We start from the raw sequence: 23,366 nt of genomic DNA, 5'->3' as shown, positions 1-23,366 counted from the left end.
CCGGGAGGGTGTCCTCCCGGCCGCCCCCGCCGACGGGTCAGGAACCGGCGAGTTCCGTACGGACCGTGCGGGCCGCCGCCACCAGGTTCTCCAGGGACGCCCGGGTCTCGGGCCAGCCGCGGGTCTTCAGACCGCAGTCCGGGTTGACCCACAACCGCTCCGCCGGGATGGCCTCAAGCCCCTTGCGCAGCAAGGCCGCCGCCTCGTCCGCACTCGGTACGCGCGGCGAGTGGATGTCGTACACGCCGGGTCCCGCCTCGCGCGGATAGCCGTGCCCGGCCAGCTCACGAGCGACCTGCATGTGGGAGCGGGCCGCCTCCAGGCTGATGACGTCCGCGTCGAGGTCGTCGATGGCCCCGACGATGTCGCCGAACTCGGCGTAGCACATATGGGTGTGGACCTGCGTCTCCGGCCGCACCCCGCTGGTGGTCAGCCGGAACGCCTCCGTCGCCCAGGCCAGATAGGCGGGGTGGTCGGCGGCCCGCAGCGGCAGGGTCTCGCGCAGGGCGGGTTCGTCGACCTGGATGACCGAAGTCCCGGCCGCCTCAAGGTCGTCGACCTCGTCGCGCAGGGCGAGCGCCACCTGGCGGGCGGTCTCGGCGAGCGGCTGGTCGTCGCGGACGAAGGACCAGGCGAGCATGGTGACCGGTCCGGTGAGCATGCCCTTGACCGGGCGTGAGGTGAGCGACTGGGCGTACGTCGTCCAGCGTACCGTCATCGGGTCCGGGCGGGAGATGTCGCCGGCCAGGATCGGCGGGCGGACGTACCGGGTGCCGTAGGACTGGACCCAGCCGTGCCGGGTGGCGAGATAGCCGGTGAGCTGCTCGGCGAAGTACTGGACCATGTCGTTGCGTTCGGGTTCGCCGTGCACCAGGACGTCGAGGCCGGTCTTCTCCTGGAAGGAGATGACCTCCTGGATCTCGGCCCTGATGCGCTCCTCGTACCCGGTCGTGTCGATCCGCCGTGCTCTCAAGTCGGCCCGTGCGGTGCGCAGTTCGGCGGTCTGCGGGAACGAGCCGATGGTGGTGGTCGGCAGCGGCGGCAGTGCGAGGTGCGCACGCTGGGCGGCGGCCCGCTCGGGGTAGCGCTGCGCGCGGCGGGCGTCCGCGTCCGTGACGGCGGCGGCCCGGGCCCGTACGGCGGGGTCGTGGGTGAGTGTCGAACCGGTGCGGGAGGCCAGGTCGGCGCGGTTGGCGGCGAGTTCGGCGGCGATCGTGTCGGTGCCCTGGGCCAGCCCCCTGGCGAGGGTGACGATCTCGCCCGTCTTCTGCCGGGCGAACGCGAGCCAGCGCAGGATCTGCGGCTCGATGTCCCGCTCGGCCGCCGCGTCGAGCGGCACATGGAGCAGCGAGCAGGAGGCGGCCACGTCGACCCGGTCGGCGAGACCGAGCAGAGTGCCCAGCGTGGCAAGGGACTTGGTGAGATCGTTCACCCAGATGTTGCGGCCGCTCACGACCCCGGCGACCAGCCGCTTGCCGGGCAGCCCGCCCACCGCGGCCAGGGCGTCCAGGTTCGCGGCGGCGGCCTCGGTGAAGTCGAGCGCGAGCCCCTCCACCGGCGCCTTGGCGAGCACGGGCAGCGCCTGGCCGAGCCGGTCGAAGTAGGAGGCGACCAGGAGCTTCGGCCGGTCGGTGCGGCCCCCGAGATCGCCGTAGGCCCGCGTGGCGGCGGCCAGTTCGGCCGGGGTGCGGTCCTGGACCAGGGCGGGCTCGTCGAGCTGCACCCACTCCGCGCCCGCCGCCCGCAGATCGGCGAGGACCTCGGCGTACACCGGCAGCAGCCGGTCCAGCAGGGTCAGCGGATCGAAGTCCGGGGACACACCGGGCGCGGGCTTGGCGAGCAGCAGATAGGTGACCGGGCCGACCAGGACGGGTCGGGCGGCGAGACCCAGCGCGAGGGCCTCACGGAGTTCGCCGACCTGCTTGGTGGAATCGGCGGTGAAGACCGTATCCGGTCCCAACTCCGGGACCAGATAGTGATAGTTGGTGTCGAACCACTTCGTCATCTCCAGCGGCGCCACGTCCTGGGTGCCGCGCGCCATCGCGAAGTACCCGTCCAGCGCGTCGAGTTCGACGGCGGCGCGATGGCGGGCGGGGATCGCGCCGACCATGACGCTGGTGTCCAGCACATGGTCGTAGTACGAGAAGTCGCCGGTCGGTACTTCGTGGAGGCCGGCCCCGGCCAGTTGCCGCCAGGTGGCGCCGCGCAGTTCGGCGGCGGTGGCCCTCAGAGCGTCGGCGTCGACGCGGCCCTGCCAGTACCCCTCGACGGCCTTCTTCAGTTCCCGGCCCTGCCCCTGACGGGGGTAGCCGTACACGGTGGCCCGTGCTGCCGCGGCTGCGGACTTCGTTGTCACGGAACTCTCCTTCGCGAGCTGTCTCCCTGAGATCCCGGCGACGGGACGAGAGCGCGAAGGAACGCCAGACCGGACGGCTGTCGTGCCCGCCGATGTGTACGCCGACCCGCCCACGAGGTCACCGGGACTCCGCGCGCGAGTCCTTCGCGCACGGGCGGTTGGCAGGTCTTCGGACTCGTGGGCGCGCCCTCCGTACGGAGGACACCTACTGGCCGTCGCTTCCCAGGCCCTGTTGTCTCGGGCCCAGTGCGTATGACGGCGGTCGTTCCCACTCACCGCTGCGGGGCAGTCCCGGATTTCCACCGGGTTCCCTCTTGCGACGCATCCCGTCTGGCGGACGGGGCGAACCAACTGCACGGCCCAGCTTACGGGGTGGGGCGAGGGTTCTCACCGGTGTCGCTCCCGAACGCCCCCAGGATGCGCTCGGCGGCCAGGGTCGCGGTCAACTCGCCGTCCCTGACCTGCTGTTCGAGCGCGGGACCGAGAGCGCGTACGGCCGGGTCGGAGCGCAGCCGGCCGAGCAGCTCCTCGCGGACCATTGTCCAGGTCCAGTCCACCTGCTGGTCGCGCCGCTTGGCGGCGAGCCGGCCGGTGGAGTCGAGGAGGGTCCGGTGCTGTTCGAGTCGCTCCCACACCGTGTCCAGGCCGGTCGACTCACGGGCGCTGCAACTCAGCACCGGCGGCGTCCAGGCCGCGTCGGCGGGATGCATCAGCCGCAGCGCGCCCGCCAACTCCCGTGCCGCGCCCCGCGCGTCGCGTTCGTGCGGGCCGTCGGCCTTGTTGACGGCGATGACGTCCGCGAGTTCCAGTACGCCCTTCTTGATGCCCTGCAACTGGTCCCCGGTGCGGGCGAGCGTCAACAGCAGGAAGGAGTCGACCATGTTGGCCACGGCGGTCTCGGACTGGCCGACACCGACCGTCTCCACGAGCACGACGTCGTAGCCCGCCGCCTCCATCACCACGATCGACTCCCGGGTCGCCTTCGCGACCCCGCCGAGCGTGCCGGCCGTGGGGGAGGGCCGGACGAAGGCCGCCGGGTCGACCGCCAGCCGCTCCATGCGGGTCTTGTCGCCGAGGATCGACCCGCCAGTCCGGGTCGACGACGGGTCGACGGCGAGCACCGCGACCCGGAACCCCAGCGAAGTGAGCAGCGTGCCGAACGCGTCGATGAACGTCGACTTGCCCACGCCCGGCACCCCGCTGATGCCGATCCGTCGCGCCCGCCCGCTGTGCGGCAGCAGCTCGGTCAGCAACTCCTGTGCCATGACCCGGTGTTGGGGCCTCGTCGACTCGACGAGCGTGATGGCGCGGGCCACCAGCGCCCGCTTCCCGTCGAGGACGCCCTTCACATAGGTGTCGACATCGATCACCGGCTGTGCCCGAGGTCGGCGGCCAGCCGCTCGACCAGGTCGTACGCCGCGTCCGGGATCACCGTCCCGGGCGGGAACACGGCAGCCGCGCCCATCTCCAGGAGCGTGGGCACGTCCTGCGGCGGGATCACCCCGCCGACCACGATCATGATGTCCTCGCGGCCCTCCTCGGCGAGGGCCTCCTTCAACGCCGGTACGAGGGTGAGGTGTCCGGCGGCCAGCGAGGACACCCCGACGACGTGCACGTCCGCCTCGACGGCCTGACGGGCCACCTCGCCCGGAGTCTGGAACAGCGGGCCGACGTCGACGTCGAAGCCGAGGTCGGCGAAGGCGGTGGCGATCACCTTCTGGCCCCGGTCGTGGCCGTCCTGGCCCATCTTGGCGACCAGGATGCGCGGGCGGCGGCCCTCGGACTCCTCGAACTCGGCCACCAGGGCGCGGGTGCGCTCGACGGACGGGGACTCGCCGGCTTCGGTGCGGTACACACCGGAGATGGTACGGATCTGGCTCGCGTGCCGCCCGTACACCTTCTCCAGCGCGTCGGAGATCTCGCCGACCGTCGCCTTCGCCCGGGCCGCGTCCACCGCCAACTCCAGGAGATTGCCGGTGCCTTCGGCCGCCCGGGTCAGCGCGTGCAGCGCGTCCTGGCAGGCCTGCTCGTCGCGCTCCGCGCGCAACCGCCGCAGTTTCTCGATCTGTTGGGTGCGTACGGAGGAGTTGTCGACCTTGAGGACGTCGATCTGCTCGTCGGTCTCCACCCGGTACTTGTTGACACCGATGACCGGCTGGCGCCCGGAGTCGATGCGCGCCTGGGTGCGGGCCGCCGCCTCCTCGATGCGCAGCTTGGGGATGCCCGCGTCGATGGCCTTGGCCATGCCGCCCGCCGCCTCGACCTCCTCGATGTGCTGCCAGGCCCGGCGCGCGAGGTCGTACGTCAGCTTCTCGACGTATGCGCTGCCGCCCCACGGGTCGATCACCCGGGTGGTGCCGGACTCCTGCTGGATCAGCAGTTGGGTGTTGCGGGCGATGCGCGCCGAGAAGTCGGTGGGCAGCGCGAGCGCCTCGTCGAGGGCGTTGGTGTGCAGCGACTGCGTGTGGCCCTGGGTGGCCGCCATCGCCTCCACGGCCGTACGCGTGACGTTGTTGAACACGTCCTGCGCGGTCAGCGACCAGCCCGAGGTCTGCGAATGGGTGCGCAGGGAGAGGGACTTGGCGTTCTGCGGATCGAACTGTTTCACCAGCTTCGCCCACAGCAGCCGCGCCGCCCGCAGCTTCGCGATCTCCATGAAGAAGTTCATGCCGATCGCCCAGAAGAACGACAGCCGGGGCGCGAACGTGTCCACGTCCATCCCCGCCTCGCGGCCCGCCCGGATGTACTCCACCCCGTCCGCGAGGGTGTACGCCAGCTCCAGGTCGGCCGTCGCGCCCGCCTCTTGGATGTGGTAGCCGGAGATGGAGATGGAGTTGTAGCGCGGCATCCGCTGCGAGGTGAAGGCGAAGATGTCGGAGATGATCCGCATCGACGGCTTCGGCGGATAGATGTAGGTGTTGCGGACCATGAACTCCTTGAGGATGTCGTTCTGGATGGTCCCGGCCAACTTCTCGGGCGGTACGCCCTGTTCCTCCGCCGCCACGATGTAGAGCGCGAGCACGGGCAGCACGGCGCCGTTCATCGTCATCGAGACGGTCATCTTGTCCAGCGGGATGCCGTCGAACAACTGCCGCATGTCGTAGATCGAGTCGATGGCGACACCCGCCATGCCGACGTCACCGGTCACACGCGGGTGGTCGCTGTCGTAACCGCGGTGCGTGGGCAGGTCGAAGGCGACCGACAGGCCCTTCTGACCGGCGGCCAGATTGCGCCGGTAGAACGCGTTGGACTCCTCGGCGGTGGAGAAGCCCGCGTACTGGCGGATCGTCCAGGGCTGGTTGACGTACATCGTCGGGTACGGGCCGCGCAGATAGGGCGCGATGCCCGGGTAGGTGCCCAGGAAGTCCAGGCCCTCCAGGTCCTGCCCGGTGTACAGCGGCTTGACCGCGATGCCCTCCGGGGTCTCCCAGAGCAGATCGTCGCCGCCCGCCGCCTTCTTGACGGCGTCACGCCACTCGTCGGGGCCGGCCTCGGCGGCCGGGGCCCCCAGCTCGATCCCGGAGAAGTCGGGGATGCGCCCCATCGCTGCCATCAGGACACTCCCATGCGGTCGAGGGTGGCGGACAGTACGGCCACGGCGTCACAGCCCGCGAAGACATAGGCGTCGACACCCGTGTACTGAGCGGGTCGGCCCGCGAGGAACACATGTCCGGCACCGGCGGACTTCAACTCCCCGGTGACATCGGCCGCTTGCTCCTCGTACAGCGCGTCGCTGGAGCACAGACAGGCTTCGGTGGCCCCGCTGTCCGCGAACTCGCCCTCGGTGACGGGCTCGATGCCGCCCGCCTGGAACAGGTTCGAGGCGAAGGTGAGGCGGGCGGTGTGCGCGGCGGCCGGGCCGAGGGCGGCCAGGAAGATCCGCGGCCGGGAGCCGGTCGCCGCGAGATGGGCGTCGGAGCGGGCGCGCAGCGCCTCGTAGGCCTCGTCGCGGCGGACGCGCGGCAGTCCGCCGGAGGGTTCGGCGGGGGCCGGTGCGCGCTCGGGGAGGCGTTCGGCGAGGTTGGGGAACTCGCTGACGCCGGTGATGGGTTCGCGCCGCTCGGCGAGCTTCGCGCTGCGGGCCGCCCAGGTGGCGGCCAGGTCCTCGCCGAGGCGGCCGGAACGCAACGCGGCTGCCTGGCCGCCGAGTTGCTCGATGTGCTGGAAGAACTCCCAGCCCGCGTGGGCGAGTTCGTCCGTGAGGCGCTCCACGTACCACGAGCCGCCGGCCGGGTCGATCACCCGGGACAGGTGCGACTCCTCGACCAGGATCGTCGAGGTGTTGCGGGCGATCCGGCGGGCGAAGGCGTCCGGCCGGCCCAGCGCGTGGTCGAAGGGCAGCACGGTGACGGACTCGGCGCCGCCCACCCCGGCGGCCAGTGTGGCGATCGTGGTGCGCAGCATGTTCACCCACGGGTCACGGCGGGACATCATCACCGGCGAGGTCACCGCGTGCTGCACCTGACCGCCCGGCGCCCCGCAGACCTCGGCGACCCGCGCCCAGAGCCGGCGCGCCGCGCGCAGCTTGGCGACGGTGAGGAACTGGTCGGCGGTGGCCGCGTACCTGAACTCCAGCTGGAACACGGCCTGTTCGACGCTGAGCCCGGCCTCGGTCAGCTCCCGCAGATAGGCGACACCGGTGGCCAGCGAGGCGCCCAGCTCCTGCGCCGCCGAACCGCCGGCCTCGTGGTAGGGCAGCGCGTCCACGGTGAGCGCCCGCAGCCCCGGGTACTCCTCGGCGCAGCGCCGGGCGAGCGCGGCGACCGGCGCGAAGTCGAAGGCCTCGCCGCCGGTACGGGCCGCGAAGCCCAGCGGGTCGGCGCCCAGGTTGCCGCGCACGGCCCGCGGGTCGACCCCGCGCTCCTCGTACAGCCGTAGCAACTCGCCTGCGGCGGACGCGACTTCGGGGCCGGCGTCGAGGACGACGGGGGCCAGGTCCAGAAAGACACCGGTGAGGGTGCTGTCGAGCTGTGCGACCGGGATACCGTGCTCGCCCACGATTAGCCACAGCGAGGTGACGCCGTTCTCCAGGTCCCCGAGGACCGCGGCGCCGTCGGCGGTCGTGTGGCGCTGTCGTACGTCCCAGCCGCCGAGGGTGTTGCCCTCGGCGCGGCCACCCCGTACGAACGGGGCGAAACCGGGGAGGCCGGGCTCGGGCGCGGAGTCGTCCGCGGTGTACAGGGGACGGGCGCGCAGCCCGTCCTCCAGCGAGGTGGACAGGGCGTCTTCCGCTGCCGTGCCCGAGACTTCCTTGCCGGACTTGCGCAGTACGCCCTCCACCAGGCGTTGCCACTGCTCATGGGTCGCGTCAGGGAACTCGGCGGCCAGCGAGAGCCCGTCGTCAGGCAGGACCGTCATGCTCGGATGCTAGGGCAAAAGCGCAGGTGAGCAGCAGAGGGCGCGGCTGTGACCTTTGCCTCGCCGGGCGGTCTAGACCACTCCGCACGCGTGGGTGGGGCTGCCGTATCCCGAGGTGGCCGCGGCTCGCGTCGTCCAGCGGCTCGCGGCGGACCAGGAGTTGGCGACGGCAGTGGCCGGAAATGATTCCTCGACCCGCGCCCGGCCGCCCGTCCGTGCCAACGAAGGGGCGGCTCCTGGCAAAGCCCGTGGCAAGAATCGGCCCCGCGGCCGGCCCCTGGCGCCGCAATGACCCTCTGGCAACGCGCTGTTCACTCAGGGGCCGCCGGCGAGCGCCAGGGTGCGGACGTTGTCAGCTCAACTGCTCGCCAGGGAGGGCACCATGACCGCACAGACAGAGACGCCGGACGGGTCGGAACAGTCGTCGGAGGGGGTCAGCCGGCGTCACGCGCTGGGACTCCTCGGTACGGCCGGCGCCGGCGCGGCCGTCACCCCCTTGCTGGGAGCAGGAACGGCGCAGGCCGCCCCGCTCGACGCCCCGGCACTGCACCTCACCGCGGACTCCTCGGGCTCAACCCCGGTCCAGGGCCTGCACCTCACCTTCGGGGCGGACCCGCGCACCCAGATGACGGTCTCGTGGATCACCGACAAACCGGTGAACAGACCCGTCGTGCGCTACGGCACGCTGGAGCACGGCTTCGGCTCCAGCGCCAAGGCCCGCACCGTCACCTACGTCGACGGCACCTCCAGCCGCACCGTCCACGTCCACCACGCCGCGCTGAACCGCCTCTCGCCGGACACCGACTACCTCTACCTCGCCACCCACGACGGGGCGACGCCCGACAGCGGCACCTTCCGCACCGCCCCGCGAGGACGCAAGCCCCTCACCTTCACCAGCTTCGGCGACCAGTCCGCCCCGCAGGTCACCTGGGCGGCCAACGGCACGGTCGGGCTCGACGCGAACTCCACCCCCGCGACGAAGGACATCGTCACCGGCATCGAGCAGGTCGCCCCCCTCTTCCACCTGCTCAACGGCGACCTCTGCTACGCCAACCTGGACGTCGACCGGGTGCGCACCTGGAACAACTTCTTCACCAACAACACCCGTTCGGCCCGCTTCCGCCCCTGGATGCCGGCGGCCGGCAACCACGAGATCGAGAAGGCCAACGGCCCGATCGGACTCGGCGCCTACCAGGCCTACTTCTCCCTCCCGTCCACCGAGACCGACGCCGAACTCGCGGGCCTCTACTACGCGTTCACCGCCGGATCCGTCCGGGTGATCGTGCTGCAGAACGACGACAACTGCCTCCAGGACGGCGGCGACGTCTACATCAACGGCTACTCCGGCGGACGCCAACTCGCCTTCCTGGAGAAGGAGTTGGAGGCGGCCCGCGCCTCGCGCGACACCGACTGGATCGTCGTCGCCATGCACCAGGTCATGGTCAGCTCCACCGACGCCAACGGCGCCGACCTCGGCCTGCGCCAGAAGTACGGCCCGCTGTTCGACCGCTACGGCGTCGACCTGGTGCTGTGCGGCCACGAGCACAACTACGAGCGCTCCCTGGCCGTCCGCGGAGTCGTCAGCGGCACCGAGACGCTCACCCCCAACCCCGTCTCCACGGCCACCGACGACATCGACACCGGTCTCGGCACCGTGCACATGGTCCTCGGCGGCGGCGGGGTCTCGGGCACCACGAACCAGAGCTTCTTCAAGGACGGCACCGGCAAGGTGATCACCGCCGTGTCGGCGACCGCCGGCTCCAACGGCAAGCGCACCTCCACCTATGTGAAGGAGCAGGCGGTCTGGATGGGCGTCCGGGACACCGACCACCCCTACGGCTTCGCCGCCTTCACCGTCGACCCCGGCCGGCACGCCGGTGACATCACCCGCATGCACGTGACCTACTACAACGTGAACAAGCCGAACGGCGACCTGTCGGTGTTCGAGAACTTCACCCTCCACCGCAAGCGCTCCGACGGCCACAGCTGACCAGCGCGGTCCCGCACGTCCACATCGACCGGTGGGTGTGCGGGGCCGCCGCCGTACAGGATCCGAACTCACCGTCCGTCAGCTATAACTACAGGGAGTGACCACCGTCCGGCGGTGTTCCGGTCCTTACGAAACGCGGACGTCCGGGGCGCGCGGCCGCACCGGCGCGCGGCTGGTGGGAGGCTGGATGGTATGCAGCAGCCGTACGAATCCCCAGGTGCCGTGCCCGCCCCGAGCGGGCACCGGGACACGATGCGTGTTCTCGTCGTGGACGACGATCCGACCGTCGCCGAGGTGGTCTCCGGCTATCTCGACCGCGCCGGATACGTCGTGGACCGCGCCGAGGACGGGCCGCAGGCACTCGCCCGGGCCGCCGCCCACTGGCCCGATCTCGTGGTGCTCGACCTGATGCTGCCGGGCATGGACGGCCTTGAGGTGTGCCGACGGATGCGGGCGCGCGGACCCGTACCGGTGATCATGCTGACCGCGCGCGGCGACGAGGACGACCGGATCCTGGGCCTGGAGGTCGGCGCCGACGACTACGTCACCAAGCCGTTCAGCCCCCGCGAACTGGTGCTGCGGGTGGAGTCGGTACTGCGCCGCACCCGGCCCGCGACCACCGCGCGCGCCCTGCGGTCGGACGGCCTCACCGTCGACCCCGCCGCCCGCCGCGCCACCAAGAATGGCACCGAACTCGCCCTCACCCTCCGGGAGTTCGACCTGCTCGCCTTCTTCCTGCGCCACCCCGGGCAGGCGTTCAGCCGGGAGGACCTGATGCGCGAGGTGTGGGGCTGGGACTTCGGTGACATGTCGACCGTCACGGTGCACGTCCGCCGGCTACGGGGCAAGGTCGAGGACGACCCGGCCGTGCCCCGCCTGATCCAGACGGTGTGGGGAGTCGGCTACCGCTTCCAGGAGCCCGCGCCCGCCACGCCGGACACGCCCACGGTGGAGTCGTAGACCATGCACGACATGCTGCTCATCGCCCTCTACGCCTTCCTCGGCGCCGCGGCCGCCGGACTGCTCGGCGCGGGCGCGCTGTGGCTGCTGCGCCGCCGCTCGCTGACCTTCTCCGTGGCCGTGGTCGCCGCCGTCGCGGTGGCGGCGATGCTCGCGGGCACGCTGGCCGTGGCGGAGGCGATGTTCCTGTCCTCGCACGACCTGTCCGTGGTCACCACCGTCGTGGCCATGGCGGCCGTCGTCTCCCTCGCCACCGCGCTGCTGCTCGGCCGCTGGGTCGTCGCCCGCAGCCATGAACTCGCCCTCGCCGCACGCGACTTCGGCGACGGCGGCGACTTCTCTGCCCCGGACGGCCCGGCGACCGCCGAACTGTCCGAGCTGAGCCGCGAGTTGGCGGCGACCAGCGCCAAGCTCGCCGAATCACGGGACCGTGAGCGCGCGTTGGAGTCCTCCCGGCGCGAACTCGTCGCCTGGATCTCGCACGACCTGCGCACCCCGCTCGCCGGTCTGCGCGCGATGTCCGAGGCCCTGGAGGACGGGGTGGCCGCCGACCCCGCCCGTTATCTCCGCCAGATGCGCACCGAGGTCGAACGCCTCAACGACATGGTCGGCGACCTCTTCGAACTCTCCCGCATACACGCCGGAACACTCGCGCTCTCACCCTCCCGGATGTCGCTGTACGACCTGGTCGGCGACGCCCTCGCGGGTGCCGACCCCCTCGCCCGGGAACACGGCGTACGCCTCGTCGGAGACCTGGTCGAACCGGTGCCCGTCGAGGTCGACGGCAAGGAGATGAGCCGCGTCCTGGGCAACCTCCTCGTCAACGCGATCCGGCGCACCCCGGCCGACGGCACGGTCGCGGTCGCCGCCGAACGTTCCCCCGACGGCGTGGTCCTGTCCGTCACGGACGGCTGCGGCGGCATCCCGGAGGAAGACCTCCCCCGAGTCTTCGACACCGGCTGGCGCGGCACGCACGCACGAACACCCCCGGCCGGCGCGGGCCTCGGCCTCGCGATCGTCCGCGGCATCGTGGAGGCCCACCAGGGCAGTGCCGCCGTACGAAACGTCTCGGGCGGCTGCCGGTTCGAGGTGACGCTTCCGGCGGCGGAGGTGTGAGCGCGGCCTCGACGTCACGAAGGGGACAACCCCACCACCCGCGCCATGTCGGCGGCTGGGAGTGTCAGTCGGCGGTGCAGTGCTTCAAGAGGTCGGCGACCAGCGGGTCGACGACCCGGTAGCGCACCACTCGCCCTTCCTTCTCGCCCACCACCGCGCCGGCGGTGCGCAGCAGGCGCAGGGCCTGTGAGACGGCCGGGTCGTTCATGCCGGTCGCGACGGCGAGGTCGGAGACGGCGAGCGGCCCCGCTCGGTGCAGAGCCAGCAGGAGAGCGAGGCGTCCGGGGTCGGAGAGCAGGGCGAACCGCTCGGCCCAGGTGCGGACGTGGTCGGGCTCGCCGATGGCGGCGATCGCGTCGCAGACCCGGTGGCCGTCGATGGTGCGGCGGTCGGCGCGTTCGGCGGGGACGAGATGCATGCCGCCATCCTCGCAGGCGCCTCTATGTGTTCTTCCATGTGTTCTTCGATGTGATCTTCCATACCTGCGCAGGTGCGCAGCTATGCAAGTAAGCGTGAACGGCCCTACGGTGGGCGGGCCGTGGTGCTCGGGAAGTCGGTGCGAAGCCGACGCGGCCCTCGCCACTGTGATCAGGGAGTTCGTCGCCCACGTCCCGCAAGGGACAGCCACTGGCCGTCGCGGGACGGCCGGGAAGGCGGGCGGCGGACGTACGACCTGTCAGCCAGGAGACCGGCCACGGCATCTCACGAAGTGATCCACGAGGTGCTGGAGCGTGACCGCATGACCCTGGCCGAGACCAAGCCCGCCTCCTTCCGGTGGCGGCGCGAGGACACCGTCAAGACGATCGGGCTGATGGCGGTGATCGCCGCCCTGCACGTCGTCGCCTTCGGCATCCTGTTCCTTCTCGTCGTGCCCGGTCACTACGAGATCGGCTCCAAGGCGTTCGGGATCGGACTCGGCGTCACCGCCTACACGTTGGGCATGCGGCACGCCTTCGACGCCGACCACATCGCGGCGATCGACAACACCACCCGCAAGCTGATGGCCGACGGCAAGCGGCCGGTGTCGGTGGGGTTCTGGTTCGCGCTCGGGCACTCCAGTGTGGTGGTCGTGCTGGCGGCCCTGGTGGCCGGCGGAGCGGCCATCGCGGGCACGCTCGTGAACGACGATTCCAGTGCGCATCAGACGCTCGGCGTCATCAGCACGACCGTCTCCGGCTCCTTCCTCTACGTCATCGCCGCCCTCAACCTCGTGGCCCTGCTGGGCATCCTCAAGGTGTTCCGGGCGATGCGGGCGGGGACGTACGACGAGGCGGAGCTCCAACAGCACCTGGATTCGCGGGGCTTCATGAACCGCATCCTCGGCCGGCTGACCAAGTCCATCACCCGGCCCGGCCAGATGTTCCCCATCGGCCTGCTCTTCGGCCTCGGCTTCGACACCGCGACCGAGGTCACGCTGATGGTGATGGCGGGGTCGGGCGCGGCGGCCGGCCTGCCCTGGTACGCGGTCCTCTGCCTGCCCCTGCTCTTCGCGGCCGGCATGAGTCTGTTCGACACGCTCGACGGTACGTTCATGAACTTCGCCTACCAGTGGGCGTTCTCGAACCCGGTCCGCAAGGTGTTCTACAACCTCACCATCACCGGCCTCTCCATCGCCGTCGCCTTCTTCATCGGCACCATCGAACTCGTCGGCGTCCTGCACGACAAGCTCGACCTGACCGACACGGTCACGAACTGGATCTCCGGTCTCGACCTGGACAACGTCGGCTACGTCATCGTCGGCCTGTTCGTCGTGGTGTGGGCGGCGGCGCTGGCCTACTGGAGGCTGGCCAGGGTGGAGCAGCGGTGGGCGAACCGGCTGGCCGAGGGCGACTGACACTTCGCGACCGAACAGCCGGCGGGTTCTCACACCCTGGTTTCACGTGACGCGTGCCACACCTCCGTACCGGAACTCGGCCGACGGCCGTTCCGACTCCTGAAGCGAACGGAACGGCTCGATCCGGCCGACGCCGTACGACGTGATCTGGAGATCCGGTGATGGACGAGTCCCGACCTTCGTTCCCCGACGCCGTGGCGGTGCTACGGAAACTCGCGCCCCCGCCCGCACTGTGCGGCTTCCTTCTGCTGCTGGCCCTGATGTTCGCCGGCTCGTACGCCGCCGGGGCCTCGGCCGGCCCCGTCGCACCCGGCATGCACGGCACCGGCACAGGTGCGAGCACCGACGGCGGCACCGGCACCGGCACCAGCGGTGGGGGCGGTATGAGCGACATGGACGGAATGGGCATGCAGGGGGGAGGCAACTGATGGGCGCCGAACCGGCGGTGGCTCTGCTGACGACGGATCTGACCGTCGGCGGCATGACCTGTGCGGCCTGCGTGAAGCGGGTCGAGAAGAAGCTCGGCAAACTGGACGGGGTCACGGCGACCGTCAACCTGGCCACCGGACGAGCCCGGGTGAGCCATCCGCCGCAGATCAGCTCCGACGAACTCGTCTCCACCGTCGAGAAGGCCGGATACACGGCCGCCCTGCCCGAGCCGCCGAAGAAGCGACGGCGCGAGGAGGGAGAGACGGACGGGCAGTCCGAGGACGCCCGGCAGCGGGAGCGTGACCGTCTGCTCATCACCGCGCTGCTCGCGCTGCCCGTCCTCGTGCTGTCGATGGTGCCCGCCCTGCAGTTCCGCAACTGGCAGTGGCTGTGCTTCGCACTGACCGCGCCGGTCGCCGTGTGGAGTGCCTGGCCTTTCCACACCAGGGCCGTACGAGGGCTGCGGCACGCCGCGGCCACCATGGACACGCTGGTCTCGCTGGGCGTGGTGGCGTCCTTCTCCTGGTCCGCGTACGCGCTCTTCCTCGGTGGCGCGGGCGACCCGGGGATGCGGATGCCGTTCAGCCTCGTGCCCTCGGCCTCCGACGGCGCGGCGCACATCTATCTCGAAGCGGCCGTCGGCGTACCGCTGTTCGTGCTGACGGGCCGGTTCCTGGAGGCGCGGGCGCGACGGGGGACGGGTGCGGCGCTGCGGTCGCTCGCCCAACTCGCCGCCAAGGAGGTCGCGGTACGGGAGGGGGAGTCCGAACGGCTCGTCGCCATCGAGGAGTTGAGTGCCGGACAGATCTTCGTCGTACGGCCCGGCGAGCGGATCGCCACCGACGGCGAGGTCGCGCAAGGCAGTTCGGCCGTGGACCTGTCGTTGGTCACCGGAGAGAGCGAACCGGTCGAGGTCGGGCCGGGCTCGGCCGTGGTCGGCGGCGCCGTCAACTCCGGTGGACTGCTGCTCGTACGGGCCACCGCGGTCGGGGCGGACACCCAACTCGCCCGGATCACACGGCTGGTGACCGAGGCGCAGGCCGGCAAGGCGAAGGCGCAGCGGCTGGCCGACTCGGTGGCCGGGGTCTTCGTCCCCGTGGTTCTGGCGCTGGCCGTGACGGTGCTCGGGTTCTGGCTGGGCGCCGGCGCCGATCCACAGGCGGCGATCACCGCGTGTGTCGCCGTTCTGGTCGTGGCCTGTCCGTGTGCGCTCGGCCTGGCCACTCCCACCGCGCTGATGGCCGCCACCGGGCGCGGTGCCCAACTGGGCGTCCTCGTCACCGGTCCGCAGGCCCTGGAAGGGCTCCAGCACCTGGACGTCGTCGTCCTCGACAAGACCGGCACCCTCACCTCGGGTCATATGAGCGTCGCCCGGATCACCGCCGTAGCGGACGGACTCGGCCATGATGCGGTGCTGCGGCTGGCGGGGGCCGTCGAGCAGGGATCGGAGCACCCGCTGGGGCGGGCTGTCGCCGCCCATGCCCGGAGGGAAGCGGGCGGACAACCGGCCGTGGTGGACGAGTTCCGCGCGCTGCCGGGGCGCGGCGTGCGGGGCCGGGTCGAGGGACGACTGGTCGAAGTCCTCGCTCCGGACGACGAGTTGCCCACGGGACTGTCGGTGGAGGAAGGCACCGCGCACACACCGGTGCTGGTGTACGTGGACGGTGTGGCCGAGGCTCTGATCGAGGTCGGGGACGTCGTACGGCCCGGCAGCCACCGGGCCGTGGACCGGCTGCGGCGCCTGGGTGTACGGCCCGTGCTCGCCACCGGAGACCGGGAAGCACCCGCTCGGGCCGTCGCGAAGGCGCTGGGCATCGACGAGGTGCATGCCCGCTGTACGCCCGAGGGCAAGGCCGATCTCGTACGCGACCTCCAGGAACAGGGCTACCGGGTCGCCGTCGTCGGCGACGGCGTGAACGATGCCGCGGCACTGGCCGGTGCCGACCTCGGGATCGCCATGGGCACCGGTACCGACGTGGCGATCGGGGCAGCCGACGTGACGCTCGTCCGTGGCGACATCGAGGCGCTGGCGGACGCGGTCCGGCTGGCCCGGCGCACCCTGGGCACGATCCGCGCGAATCTCGTCTGGGCGTTCGGCTACAACGTCGTGACGGTGCCGCTCGCCATGGTCGGCCTGCTCAACCCGATGCTCGCCGCCGCGGCGATGTCGGTCAGTTCGGTGCTGGTCGTCGCCAACAGCCTGCGGCTGCGCGGCCGGCAGCCCTCGCCGCCCGCTCGGAGGCGTACGCGATGACCGCCCAGTCCCTCTGGCGGCCGACCCGGCGCCGCCTCACCGACACTCTGCTGGCCGCCCTCGCGCCCGTCGCCGTGTGCGCCATCGCCCTGGGCGGACTGACGACCTGGGTCCAGGCCGGGAAGGCGGGCAGTCCGGCCAGGATCGCCGTCTCGAACAGCCGGGTCTTCCTGCCGTACGGCGACAACGCGGAGACCGCCGCGTTCTTCGACCTGGCCAACCTCGGAGGGTCGGACGACCGGCTGGTGAAGGTGACCTCGTCCGCCGCGAGCGGGGACATCACCCTCAGCCGCCACCGCATGCTCGACGGCGGGGCCGCCTCCAAGGCCGACGTGACCTCGGCAGCCGTCCCCGCGGGCGGCGAGTTGACCATGTCCCCCAGCAGCCTGGACGTCACGCTGACGGCCAGGACCCGCTTGCGCGCCGGCGACCTGGTCCCGTTCACGCTGCACTTCGAGCGCGGTGGGCCGGTCGAGACGATCGCGGTGGTGGTCCGGCCGAGGTCATGACCCGCCGCGCGCGGTTCGCCTGTGTGCTCTGGATCACACCCTATGGATTGAGTGTGGTCCCCTGTGGGTTTCCGTACCCTCGCACGACGAGCGACGCCCGGATGCCAGGATGAGGCGCCATGACAGCAGGGTGGGGTTCACGCGCAGTACGGGCCGCGTTGTTCGCGGCCGTCTGCGTGCTGCTCGCCGCCCTGGGGCACGTCATGTCGTCCGGTGGAGACGTCCCGTCGTGGGCTCTGCTCGCCGGCGCGGTCGTGACGAGCGGGACCGGCTGGTGTCTGGCGGGTCGTGAGCGGGGGCTGCCGTTCGTCGTGACGGTCGTGGTCGCCGTCCAGGCGGGACTGCACGTGGCCTTCTCCTTCGCGCAGTCGACAGCCGGGGACACGACGTCCGCGGACATGGGCTCCATGGATATGGGTTCCATGAACATGGGCTCAGCGCACATGCAGTCCATGCAGTCCATGCAATCCATGGACATGGGCCCCATGGACAACTCCATGGGCGGTTCGTCGTCCGTCGGTATGCTCGCCGCCCACCTGTTGGCCGCGCTGCTGTGCGGGCTGTGGCTCGCGCACGGGGAGAGGGCGGCCTTCCGCATCCTGCGGGCCGTGGCCGGGTGGCTGGCGGCGCCGCTACGGCTGCTCCTGGCACTGCCCCCGGTCCCGGACCAGCCGCGCGTCCGCCCGAGCCGCCCTCGCTCGGACAGGGCGCCGAGCCTTCGGCTGCTCGTCCACGCGATCACCACTCGCGGGCCTCCCGCCGGAACGGCTGTCGCCTGACGACAGCTGGATTCCCGAGGCAGCCGTAGTGCGCTTCGGGCCCCGGCCGTACGCCCGCGCAAACGCCGTAGCGACTCCATGCCTCCGCGCATGCCGCCGCGCCTTTGTGCCGTAGGGCCGTCTCCCCACTCACCGGACCGTTCGCGCCCTCGCGCGCCCCGGTCCGGATCACGGATCTCGATTGAGGACACCAGGTGATCACCTCTGCCTTGCTTGATTCGCCCAGTAAGACGGACAAAAGGGCATCCGCCGACGAGTCGATAACCGCCTGGGCGCTGGCCGCCCGAGGCGGCGACACGGACGCCGTCGAGCACTTCGTCAGCGCTCTGCAGCGCGATGTCCAGCGGTACGTCGCCCACCTGTGCGGCGACCCCCAGGCCGTCGACGACCTCGCCCAGGACACGTTTCTGCGCGCGCTCGGCAGCCTGCACCGCTTCGAGGGCCGCTCCTCGGCGCGCGTCTGGTTGCTGTCCATCGCCCGTCGCGCGGTGATCGACAGTTACCGGTACGCGGCTGCCCGGCCCCGGCTGTCCGACCTGCCGGACTGGCAACTGGCCGTCGAACTGGCCCAGCCGACGGGGCTGCCCGGCTTCGACGACGGCGTGGCCCTGCTGGACCTGCTGGCCGCGCTGCCCGACGAGCGCCGGGAGGCGTTCATCCTCACCCAGCTGGCCGGCCTCCCGTACGCGGAGGTGGCCGAGGCCAGCGACTGCCCGATCGGCACGGTCCGCTCACGTGTCGCCCGCGCCCGGGCGGCTCTGATCGACCTGCTGGAGAAGGCGGAGGAGCCTGCCGCGCCGGCGGCGGTCTGAGGGTTCCCTTCGCACCACGAGGGTGCCGGGGCCGCACGTCCCGGCACCCTCGGCGGCACATTCCGGAGCGAGAGCCGATGACACGCACCCGGGCGGGCAGCACCACATCGTGGTGGTCCCGCTCTCCGACACGGAGGTCCAACTGGCCGGGAACTCAAGGTGTGTTCGCCCCGACTACTGGACCGGGTGACGGACGTTCGCCCATGTGCCGAGTGGATCCGGGAGTTGTTCGATGCGTTCTCGTTCTCGTGTGTGGGGCGGTACGGCGGCCGTCGTGCTGGGCGGTCTGCTGGCGGCCGGCTGCGGGGCCTCCGAGAAGAACGACCCGGCGGAGGAGAACGCGGGGAAGGCGGTCTCGGGCGGCTACCCGGTCTCCGTCACGGACTGCGCGGGCGTGAAGACCACCTTCTCCGAAGCCCCCGGGAAGATCGTCACCAGCAACGCCTCGAGTCTGGAGTTGCTGCTGCGCCTCGGAGCCGGCGACAAGGTGATCGGCACCGGCTTCCCGCCCGGCAAGGGCACCCTGCCCGGCGCCCTCGACACGGAGGCGCAGAAGGTCAGGGTGCTCAGCCAGAGCGTGATCCCGAAGGAGAAGCTCCTCGGCAGCGGCGCCGACCTGTACATCGACACCTTCGCCGACATGAGCATGGGCGGCGGCATGGGAGACACACCGACCGAGGCGGAGTACAAAGCCGCCGGGATCAAGCACATCTACCTGAAGTCGACCGCCTGCGCGGCACAGAGCAGGAGTGCCCTGACCGATCTGTCCGCCGTCGAGGCCGACATCACCTCCCTCGGCCGGATCACGGATACCAGTGCCAGGGCGAAGGAACTCGTCACCGGAATGAAGTCGACGGTGGCCGCCGTGCAGAAGGCCGTCGGCTCCACGGCGCAGAGCGCACGGCCGACGTACTTCTTCTTCGACTACGACGCCGGCACCAAGCAGCCCACCGTCGTCTGCAACCGCCAGGTCGCCAACGCGGTGATCACCCTGGCCGGGGCCCGCAACGCCTTCGCGGACTGCGACGGCGACTACAAGCAGGTCGGCTGGGAGGACGTGATCGCCAAGAACCCGGACTGGATCCAGCTCGGCGTCCGCGACCGGGGCAGCGAGGCGGCGAACAAGAAGGCGTTCGACGAGGCCGAGGCGTGGCTGAGGTCCAACGCGGCCACCAAGGGCCTCAAGGCGGTCAAGGCGGGCCACTTCCTGCGCATCGGTTCCGAACACACCACCATCGCAGGGGTCGAGAACGCCGACACGGTCGAGACGATCGCCAAGACCCTCTACCCGGGCAAGGTCGGCTGACCATGGCCACCTTGCTGTTACGGCGTCGTGAGGCACCCGAGGAGGCCCGCGCGCTGCCGGTCGGGCCGCTCGCCGCGCTCCTGGGCCTGGCCCTGCTGGCCGCGCTGACGGCCGCCGTGGCCTGGGGGTCGACGTCCATCCCTCCCGGGGAGGTGTGGAGCGTGGTGTGGCGACGGCTCCTGGGCGAGGCGCCGCGCCCGGGGACGGACGACCTCATCGTCTGGCAACTCCGCGTGCCGCGTGCCCTGTTGGCCGCGCTCGTCGGCGCGGGTCTCGGTCTCGTCGGTACGGCCGTGCAGGCGCTGGTGCGCAATCCGCTGGCCGATCCGTATCTGCTGGGCATCTCCAACGGCGCCTCGCTGGGGGCGGTCGCGGCGATCGTCCTCGGCCTCGGTGCGGGCGGGGCCCTGGGGCTGGGCCTGTCGGGCGCGGCCTTCGCCGGAGCCCTGGCCACCTTCGCCCTGGTGTGGGCGGTCGCCCGGCGCGGCGGGGGCTTCGCCCCGCTGAGACTGGTCCTGGCCGGAGTCGCGATCGGCCAGTTCCTCTCCGGCTTCACCAGCTATCTGGTGTTGCGGGCCGGAGACGAACAGCAGACCCACAGCGTGCTGTTCTGGCTCATGGGCAGCCTCAGCGGGGCGAACTGGGAGCTGCTGGCGGTGCCCGCCGTCGTCGTACCCGTTGCCGGGCTGTGGCTCCAGGCGCGGGCCCGTGGCCTCAACGCCCTGCTGATGGGCGACGAGACGGCGGCCGGCCTCGGCGTCGACGTGACCCGGTTGCGCCGTGAACTGTTCACCGTGACCAGTGTGTTGACCGGTGTCCTGGTCGCGGTCTCCGGGGCGATCGCCTTCGTCGCGCTGATGGTGCCGCACGTGTGCCGCCTGGTCGTCGGCGGCGACCACCGCCGACTCCTGCCCCTTTCCGCGCTGTTCGGCGCCCTGCTGCTGGTCGTGGTCGACATCGTCTGCCGTACGGCCATGGACACCCAGGAGCTGCCGGTCGGCGTCGTCACTTCGCTCATCGGGGCTCCTGCCCTGCTGTATCTGCTGGACCGGCGCCTGGGGAGCGGCAGTTGAGGATCGACATCGAGGACCTGCACATCGCCTACGCGGGCCGGACGGTGGTGGCGGGCGCCCGTCTGGTGGCGGCCGAGGGCGAGATCACGGGTCTGGTCGGGCCGAACGGCAGCGGCAAGTCCACGCTCCTGCGCACGGTCTACCGGCATCTGAAGCCGGTGGCCGGGCGGGTGCTGCTGGATGGCACCGACATCGGGGACATGGCCCCGGCCCGGTCGGCCCGACATGTCGCGGCCCTGCCTCAGGAGCGGGGCAGCGACTTCGAGTTGAGCGTCCGCGAGGTCGTCGCCATGGGCCGCACGCCCTACAAGCGGGCCTTCGCCGGAGAGGACGCGACCGACCACGACATCGTCGCCCGTGCCCTCGCGGACGTCGGCATGGCCGGGCACGCGGGCCGCCGCTTCACGGCCCTGTCCGGCGGTGAACGCCAACGGGTGCTGCTGGCAAGGGCGTTCGCGCAGGACCCCGATGTCCTCGTCCTGGACGAGCCGACCAACCACCTGGACGTACGCCACCAGGTCGAACTGCTCGCCCTGCTGCGTGCCCAGTGCCGTACGACCCTCGTGTCGCTGCACGATCTCAACGCCGCGGCGTCCGTGTGCGACCGGCTGCACGTGCTCCACGCCGGAGCCGTGGTGGCCTCCGGCCGCCCCCGCGATGTCCTGACGCCCGCCCTGATGGCCGAGGTGTTCGGGGTGCGGGCCGCGGTGGTCGATCACCCTTTGACCGGGGACCCGTTGATCGCCTTCGACCACCGGGTGCCGGCCGAGACGGAGCAGCCCGTGGACGTGCGCGCGGGCGGCTGACGAAGAGGCCGGGCAGCTGACACACGGGGGCTGCCCGGCCTCTTCGGGTACTCAGGCGGCGATCGCGTCGGCGAGGCCGAAACCCGCCTCGACGATCGCGGCGCGCAGCAGTGTGTCGTCCAGGTCTCTTCTGGGCCATGGCACAACTCCTGGACGCCGATGAGGCTTCGGGGTGGTTTACGGATGCACCGGGGCAGGTGTTCGGTCCTGCCCCGGTGCTCCATCAGTCGGCCCGACGGAGCCCGGAGTTCCGCGGTGCCACCACGATTTTGTCGCGGACTCGGGCAACTCCCTTTCACAGCAAGGCATTTGGCTGTATCCGGGAACTCATCCCGATGTCCCCCCGACTTGTGGGACGAGGCTGCCGACCGGCAGCCCACCCACGACGGTGAGGGGCGGATGCGTGACGCATCACGATTCCGGCTCGGCAGGTGAGGATCGCTGGCTGCTGGTGGCGGTGGCGGGTCTGCTGTCCTTCGTGGCGATGCTCGACATGAACATCGTCAACGTGGCGCTCGCGGACATCGCCGACGGACTGCACGTGTCCGCCGCGACCGCGCAGTGGGCCGTACTGGGCTACCAACTGCCTGTCGTAGCACTGCTGTTGCCCGTGGGCCGGTGGCTGGACGGTGTCGGCACGCGTTCCGCCCTGCTGGTCTCCACGGCCGGCTTCGGCCTGTGCAGCGCGCTGGCCGCAGCGGCGCCCTGGGCGGCCTGGCTGATCGCCGCCCGGCTGGTGCAAGGCGTGTTCGGGGCGGTGCTGTTCGTGTTGATGCCGGTGCTCGCCATGCGGTCGGTACGGCCCGAGGCCCGGGGGAGAGCGATGAGCGTGCCTGCCACCCTGGGCCCGCTGGGGGCGGTCACCGGTCCGGCGGTCGGCGGCCTGCTCCTCGACCACTTCGGCTGGCACGCGGTGTTCCTGGTCAAGATTCCCTTCTGCCTGCTCGCTCTGCTGGTGGCCCGGCGGGCGATGCCACAGGACACTCGTCCGCCGTGGCCGGAACGCCGCTCGCTGGCGGATGCCGTGCTGGTGGCCGCCGGTGTGGCGGTGCTCCTCCTGGCCTTCACCCTGGCCTCGGACGAAGCGTGGTGGCTGCTGCTCGTCCTCGCCGCGACACCACCGCTGTGGTGGTGGCTGCGCGGTCCTGCCGGACGTCCGGTGGCCGTTGTGCTGCGCGTCTCAGGGCTGTTCCGAACACACGGAGCGGTACTGGCGCTGGCGATCGGCTTCGCCGCGATGCACTACGTCGTCGCCCTGCATCTCCGGCGCGACGACGGAGTCAGCGCCACGACGACCGGTCTGATCGTCCTCGCCTTCCCGCTGGGGATGGGGGTGGCCGGACCGCTCGGTGGACGCCTGGCCGACCGGTACGGCGCCAGGCCGGTGGCCGTCACCGGTGCCGCCCTCACCGCGATCGGACTTCTCCTCCTCGTCCCGCTGGGCGACGGGTGGGCACCGTGGCAGGTCGCCTGGCGACTGGCCCTCGCCGGTGTCGGCATGGGCCTCAACGGCGGCCCCACCCAGGCCCTGGTCATGGGCGCCGCCCCGCCGGACCGTATCGCCACCGTCGGGTCGACCGTCCAACTCGCCCGCAGCCTCGGCTTCACGCTCGGGCCGGCCCTGGCAACCGCCGCCTGGGGACTGGCCGGTGCGCCACGGGCGGGGCTGGCCCTGGCGGCCACCGCCGCCTGCCTCGCCGTACCCCTCATCGCGCTGCCCGCCCGACCACCCGCACCCGTGGCCGAGCAGACCGCCGACGCCGCCTACACCTGACCCAGGAGAC

At 71.4% G+C, this 23,366-nt stretch carries 18 protein-coding genes and 2 riboswitches; of the genes, 13 read left to right on the top strand and 5 right to left on the bottom strand.

Annotated elements, in window-relative coordinates:
* Positions 1–37: 37 nt before the first annotated feature.
* The 4 genes from metE to AB0M63_RS07220 form a co-directional block, all read right to left on the bottom strand.
* Complete coding sequence (gene metE / locus AB0M63_RS07235; protein WP_366018712.1) at positions 38–2,356, bottom strand: 5-methyltetrahydropteroyltriglutamate--homocysteine S-methyltransferase; 2,319 nt, start codon at positions 2,354–2,356, stop codon at positions 38–40.
* A 142-nt stretch (positions 2,357–2,498) separates the two neighbouring features.
* Positions 2,499–2,723: riboswitch (cobalamin riboswitch) on the bottom strand.
* On the bottom strand, positions 2,722–3,726 hold the full coding sequence (gene meaB, locus AB0M63_RS07230; RefSeq protein ID WP_366018711.1) for a methylmalonyl Co-A mutase-associated GTPase MeaB: 1,005 nt from the start codon (positions 3,724–3,726) through the stop codon (positions 2,722–2,724). Its footprint overlaps the riboswitch before it by 2 nt.
* A complete protein-coding gene (scpA, locus tag AB0M63_RS07225; protein ID WP_355907434.1) occupies positions 3,723–5,900 on the bottom strand; it encodes a methylmalonyl-CoA mutase in 2,178 nt (725 codons plus the stop codon). The genes meaB and scpA overlap by 4 nt, the downstream gene beginning before the upstream one ends.
* An 8-nt stretch (positions 5,901–5,908) precedes the next feature.
* Positions 5,909–7,714 (bottom strand): methylmalonyl-CoA mutase subunit beta, encoded by a 1,806-nt coding sequence (locus AB0M63_RS07220; RefSeq protein ID WP_366018710.1) that lies wholly within the window; start codon positions 7,712–7,714, stop codon positions 5,909–5,911.
* Positions 7,715–8,096: 382 nt separating this feature from the next.
* Between AB0M63_RS07220 and AB0M63_RS07215 the strand changes: the two genes are divergently transcribed.
* The 3 genes from AB0M63_RS07215 to AB0M63_RS07205 all read left to right on the top strand — a co-directional run bounded on the left by AB0M63_RS07215 (position 8,097) and on the right by AB0M63_RS07205 (position 11,780).
* Positions 8,097–9,704, top strand: coding sequence for a metallophosphoesterase family protein (locus AB0M63_RS07215; protein ID WP_366018709.1), 1,608 nt, complete (start codon positions 8,097–8,099; stop codon positions 9,702–9,704).
* Positions 9,705–9,956: 252 nt separating this feature from the next.
* Positions 9,957–10,664, top strand: coding sequence for a response regulator transcription factor (locus tag AB0M63_RS07210; protein ID WP_355907431.1), 708 nt, complete (start codon positions 9,957–9,959; stop codon positions 10,662–10,664).
* Between the two features lie 3 nt (positions 10,665–10,667).
* Complete coding sequence (locus AB0M63_RS07205) at positions 10,668–11,780, top strand: HAMP domain-containing sensor histidine kinase (protein ID WP_355907219.1); 1,113 nt, start codon at positions 10,668–10,670, stop codon at positions 11,778–11,780.
* 64 nt (positions 11,781–11,844) lie between these two features.
* Here the strand turns inward: AB0M63_RS07205 and AB0M63_RS07200 are convergent, their stop codons facing one another.
* Positions 11,845–12,198 (bottom strand): metalloregulator ArsR/SmtB family transcription factor, encoded by a 354-nt coding sequence (locus tag AB0M63_RS07200; RefSeq protein WP_366018708.1) that lies wholly within the window; start codon positions 12,196–12,198, stop codon positions 11,845–11,847.
* A 104-nt stretch (positions 12,199–12,302) separates the two neighbouring features.
* Positions 12,303–12,492, top strand: a riboswitch (cobalamin riboswitch).
* 27 nt (positions 12,493–12,519) lie between these two features.
* Between AB0M63_RS07200 and AB0M63_RS07195 the strand changes: the two genes are divergently transcribed.
* The 10 genes from AB0M63_RS07195 (at position 12,520) to AB0M63_RS07150 (ending at position 23,356) form a co-directional block, all read left to right on the top strand.
* Positions 12,520–13,614 carry a HoxN/HupN/NixA family nickel/cobalt transporter gene (locus AB0M63_RS07195; RefSeq protein ID WP_355907213.1) on the top strand — a complete coding sequence of 365 codons (1,095 nt, stop codon included), beginning with the start codon at positions 12,520–12,522 and terminating at the stop codon, positions 13,612–13,614.
* Between the two features lie 161 nt (positions 13,615–13,775).
* On the top strand, positions 13,776–14,042 hold the full coding sequence (locus AB0M63_RS07190; RefSeq protein WP_366018707.1) for a hypothetical protein: 267 nt from the start codon (positions 13,776–13,778) through the stop codon (positions 14,040–14,042).
* Positions 14,042–16,297: a heavy metal translocating P-type ATPase gene (locus AB0M63_RS07185; protein ID WP_366018706.1), complete on the top strand. Its 2,256-nt coding sequence runs from the start codon at positions 14,042–14,044 to the stop codon at positions 16,295–16,297. Before AB0M63_RS07190 ends, AB0M63_RS07185 begins: the two co-directional genes overlap by 1 nt.
* Complete coding sequence (locus AB0M63_RS07180; RefSeq protein WP_366018705.1) at positions 16,294–16,806, top strand: copper chaperone PCu(A)C; 513 nt, start codon at positions 16,294–16,296, stop codon at positions 16,804–16,806. The genes AB0M63_RS07185 and AB0M63_RS07180 overlap by 4 nt, the downstream gene beginning before the upstream one ends.
* A gap of 119 nt (positions 16,807–16,925) precedes the next feature.
* Positions 16,926–17,585, top strand: coding sequence for a hypothetical protein (locus AB0M63_RS07175; RefSeq protein ID WP_366018704.1), 660 nt, complete (start codon positions 16,926–16,928; stop codon positions 17,583–17,585).
* A 194-nt stretch (positions 17,586–17,779) separates the two neighbouring features.
* Positions 17,780–18,397 (top strand): sigma-70 family RNA polymerase sigma factor, encoded by a 618-nt coding sequence (locus AB0M63_RS07170; protein WP_355907198.1) that lies wholly within the window; start codon positions 17,780–17,782, stop codon positions 18,395–18,397.
* Between the two features lie 232 nt (positions 18,398–18,629).
* Positions 18,630–19,703, top strand: a complete 1,074-nt coding sequence (locus tag AB0M63_RS07165; RefSeq protein WP_366018703.1) for an ABC transporter substrate-binding protein — start codon at positions 18,630–18,632, stop codon at positions 19,701–19,703.
* 2 nt (positions 19,704–19,705) lie between these two features.
* Positions 19,706–20,776 (top strand): iron ABC transporter permease, encoded by a 1,071-nt coding sequence (locus AB0M63_RS07160; protein WP_355907192.1) that lies wholly within the window; start codon positions 19,706–19,708, stop codon positions 20,774–20,776.
* Positions 20,773–21,582, top strand: a complete 810-nt coding sequence (locus AB0M63_RS07155; protein WP_366018702.1) for an ABC transporter ATP-binding protein — start codon at positions 20,773–20,775, stop codon at positions 21,580–21,582. The genes AB0M63_RS07160 and AB0M63_RS07155 overlap by 4 nt, the downstream gene beginning before the upstream one ends.
* Before the next feature lie 403 nt (positions 21,583–21,985).
* Positions 21,986–23,356: an MFS transporter gene (locus tag AB0M63_RS07150; protein WP_366018701.1), complete on the top strand. Its 1,371-nt coding sequence runs from the start codon at positions 21,986–21,988 to the stop codon at positions 23,354–23,356.
* Positions 23,357–23,366: the final 10 nt, after the last annotated feature.

Origin of the sequence: Streptomyces sp. NPDC051576 (genome assembly GCF_040681835.1) — a bacterium.
Taxonomy (GTDB): domain Bacteria; phylum Actinomycetota; class Actinomycetes; order Streptomycetales; family Streptomycetaceae; genus Streptomyces.
The sequence above is the reverse complement of the archived record's forward strand: the minus strand, read 5'-3'. Positions and strand labels throughout refer to the sequence as shown.

Excerpts from the sequence above, each read along its gene's own strand:
- AB0M63_RS07160 (WP_355907192.1), top strand. The coding sequence starts at position 19,706 with ATGGCCACCTTGCTGTTACGGCGTCGTGAGGCACCCGAGGAGGCCCGC.
- AB0M63_RS07180 (WP_366018705.1), top strand. The coding sequence starts at position 16,294 with ATGACCGCCCAGTCCCTCTGGCGGCCGACCCGGCGCCGCCTCACCGAC.
- AB0M63_RS07220 (WP_366018710.1), bottom strand. The coding sequence starts at position 7,714 with ATGACGGTCCTGCCTGACGACGGGCTCTCGCTGGCCGCCGAGTTCCCT.
- AB0M63_RS07185 (WP_366018706.1), top strand. The coding sequence starts at position 14,042 with ATGGGCGCCGAACCGGCGGTGGCTCTGCTGACGACGGATCTGACCGTC.
- AB0M63_RS07175 (WP_366018704.1), top strand. The coding sequence starts at position 16,926 with ATGACAGCAGGGTGGGGTTCACGCGCAGTACGGGCCGCGTTGTTCGCG.
- AB0M63_RS07215 (WP_366018709.1), top strand. The coding sequence starts at position 8,097 with ATGACCGCACAGACAGAGACGCCGGACGGGTCGGAACAGTCGTCGGAG.
- scpA (WP_355907434.1), bottom strand. The coding sequence starts at position 5,900 with ATGGGGCGCATCCCCGACTTCTCCGGGATCGAGCTGGGGGCCCCGGCC.
- AB0M63_RS07190 (WP_366018707.1), top strand. The coding sequence starts at position 13,776 with ATGGACGAGTCCCGACCTTCGTTCCCCGACGCCGTGGCGGTGCTACGG.
- AB0M63_RS07205 (WP_355907219.1), top strand. The coding sequence starts at position 10,668 with ATGCACGACATGCTGCTCATCGCCCTCTACGCCTTCCTCGGCGCCGCG.
- AB0M63_RS07195 (WP_355907213.1), top strand. The coding sequence starts at position 12,520 with ATGACCCTGGCCGAGACCAAGCCCGCCTCCTTCCGGTGGCGGCGCGAG.
- AB0M63_RS07200 (WP_366018708.1), bottom strand. The coding sequence starts at position 12,198 with ATGCATCTCGTCCCCGCCGAACGCGCCGACCGCCGCACCATCGACGGC.
- AB0M63_RS07210 (WP_355907431.1), top strand. The coding sequence starts at position 9,957 with ATGCGTGTTCTCGTCGTGGACGACGATCCGACCGTCGCCGAGGTGGTC.
- AB0M63_RS07165 (WP_366018703.1), top strand. The coding sequence starts at position 18,630 with ATGCGTTCTCGTTCTCGTGTGTGGGGCGGTACGGCGGCCGTCGTGCTG.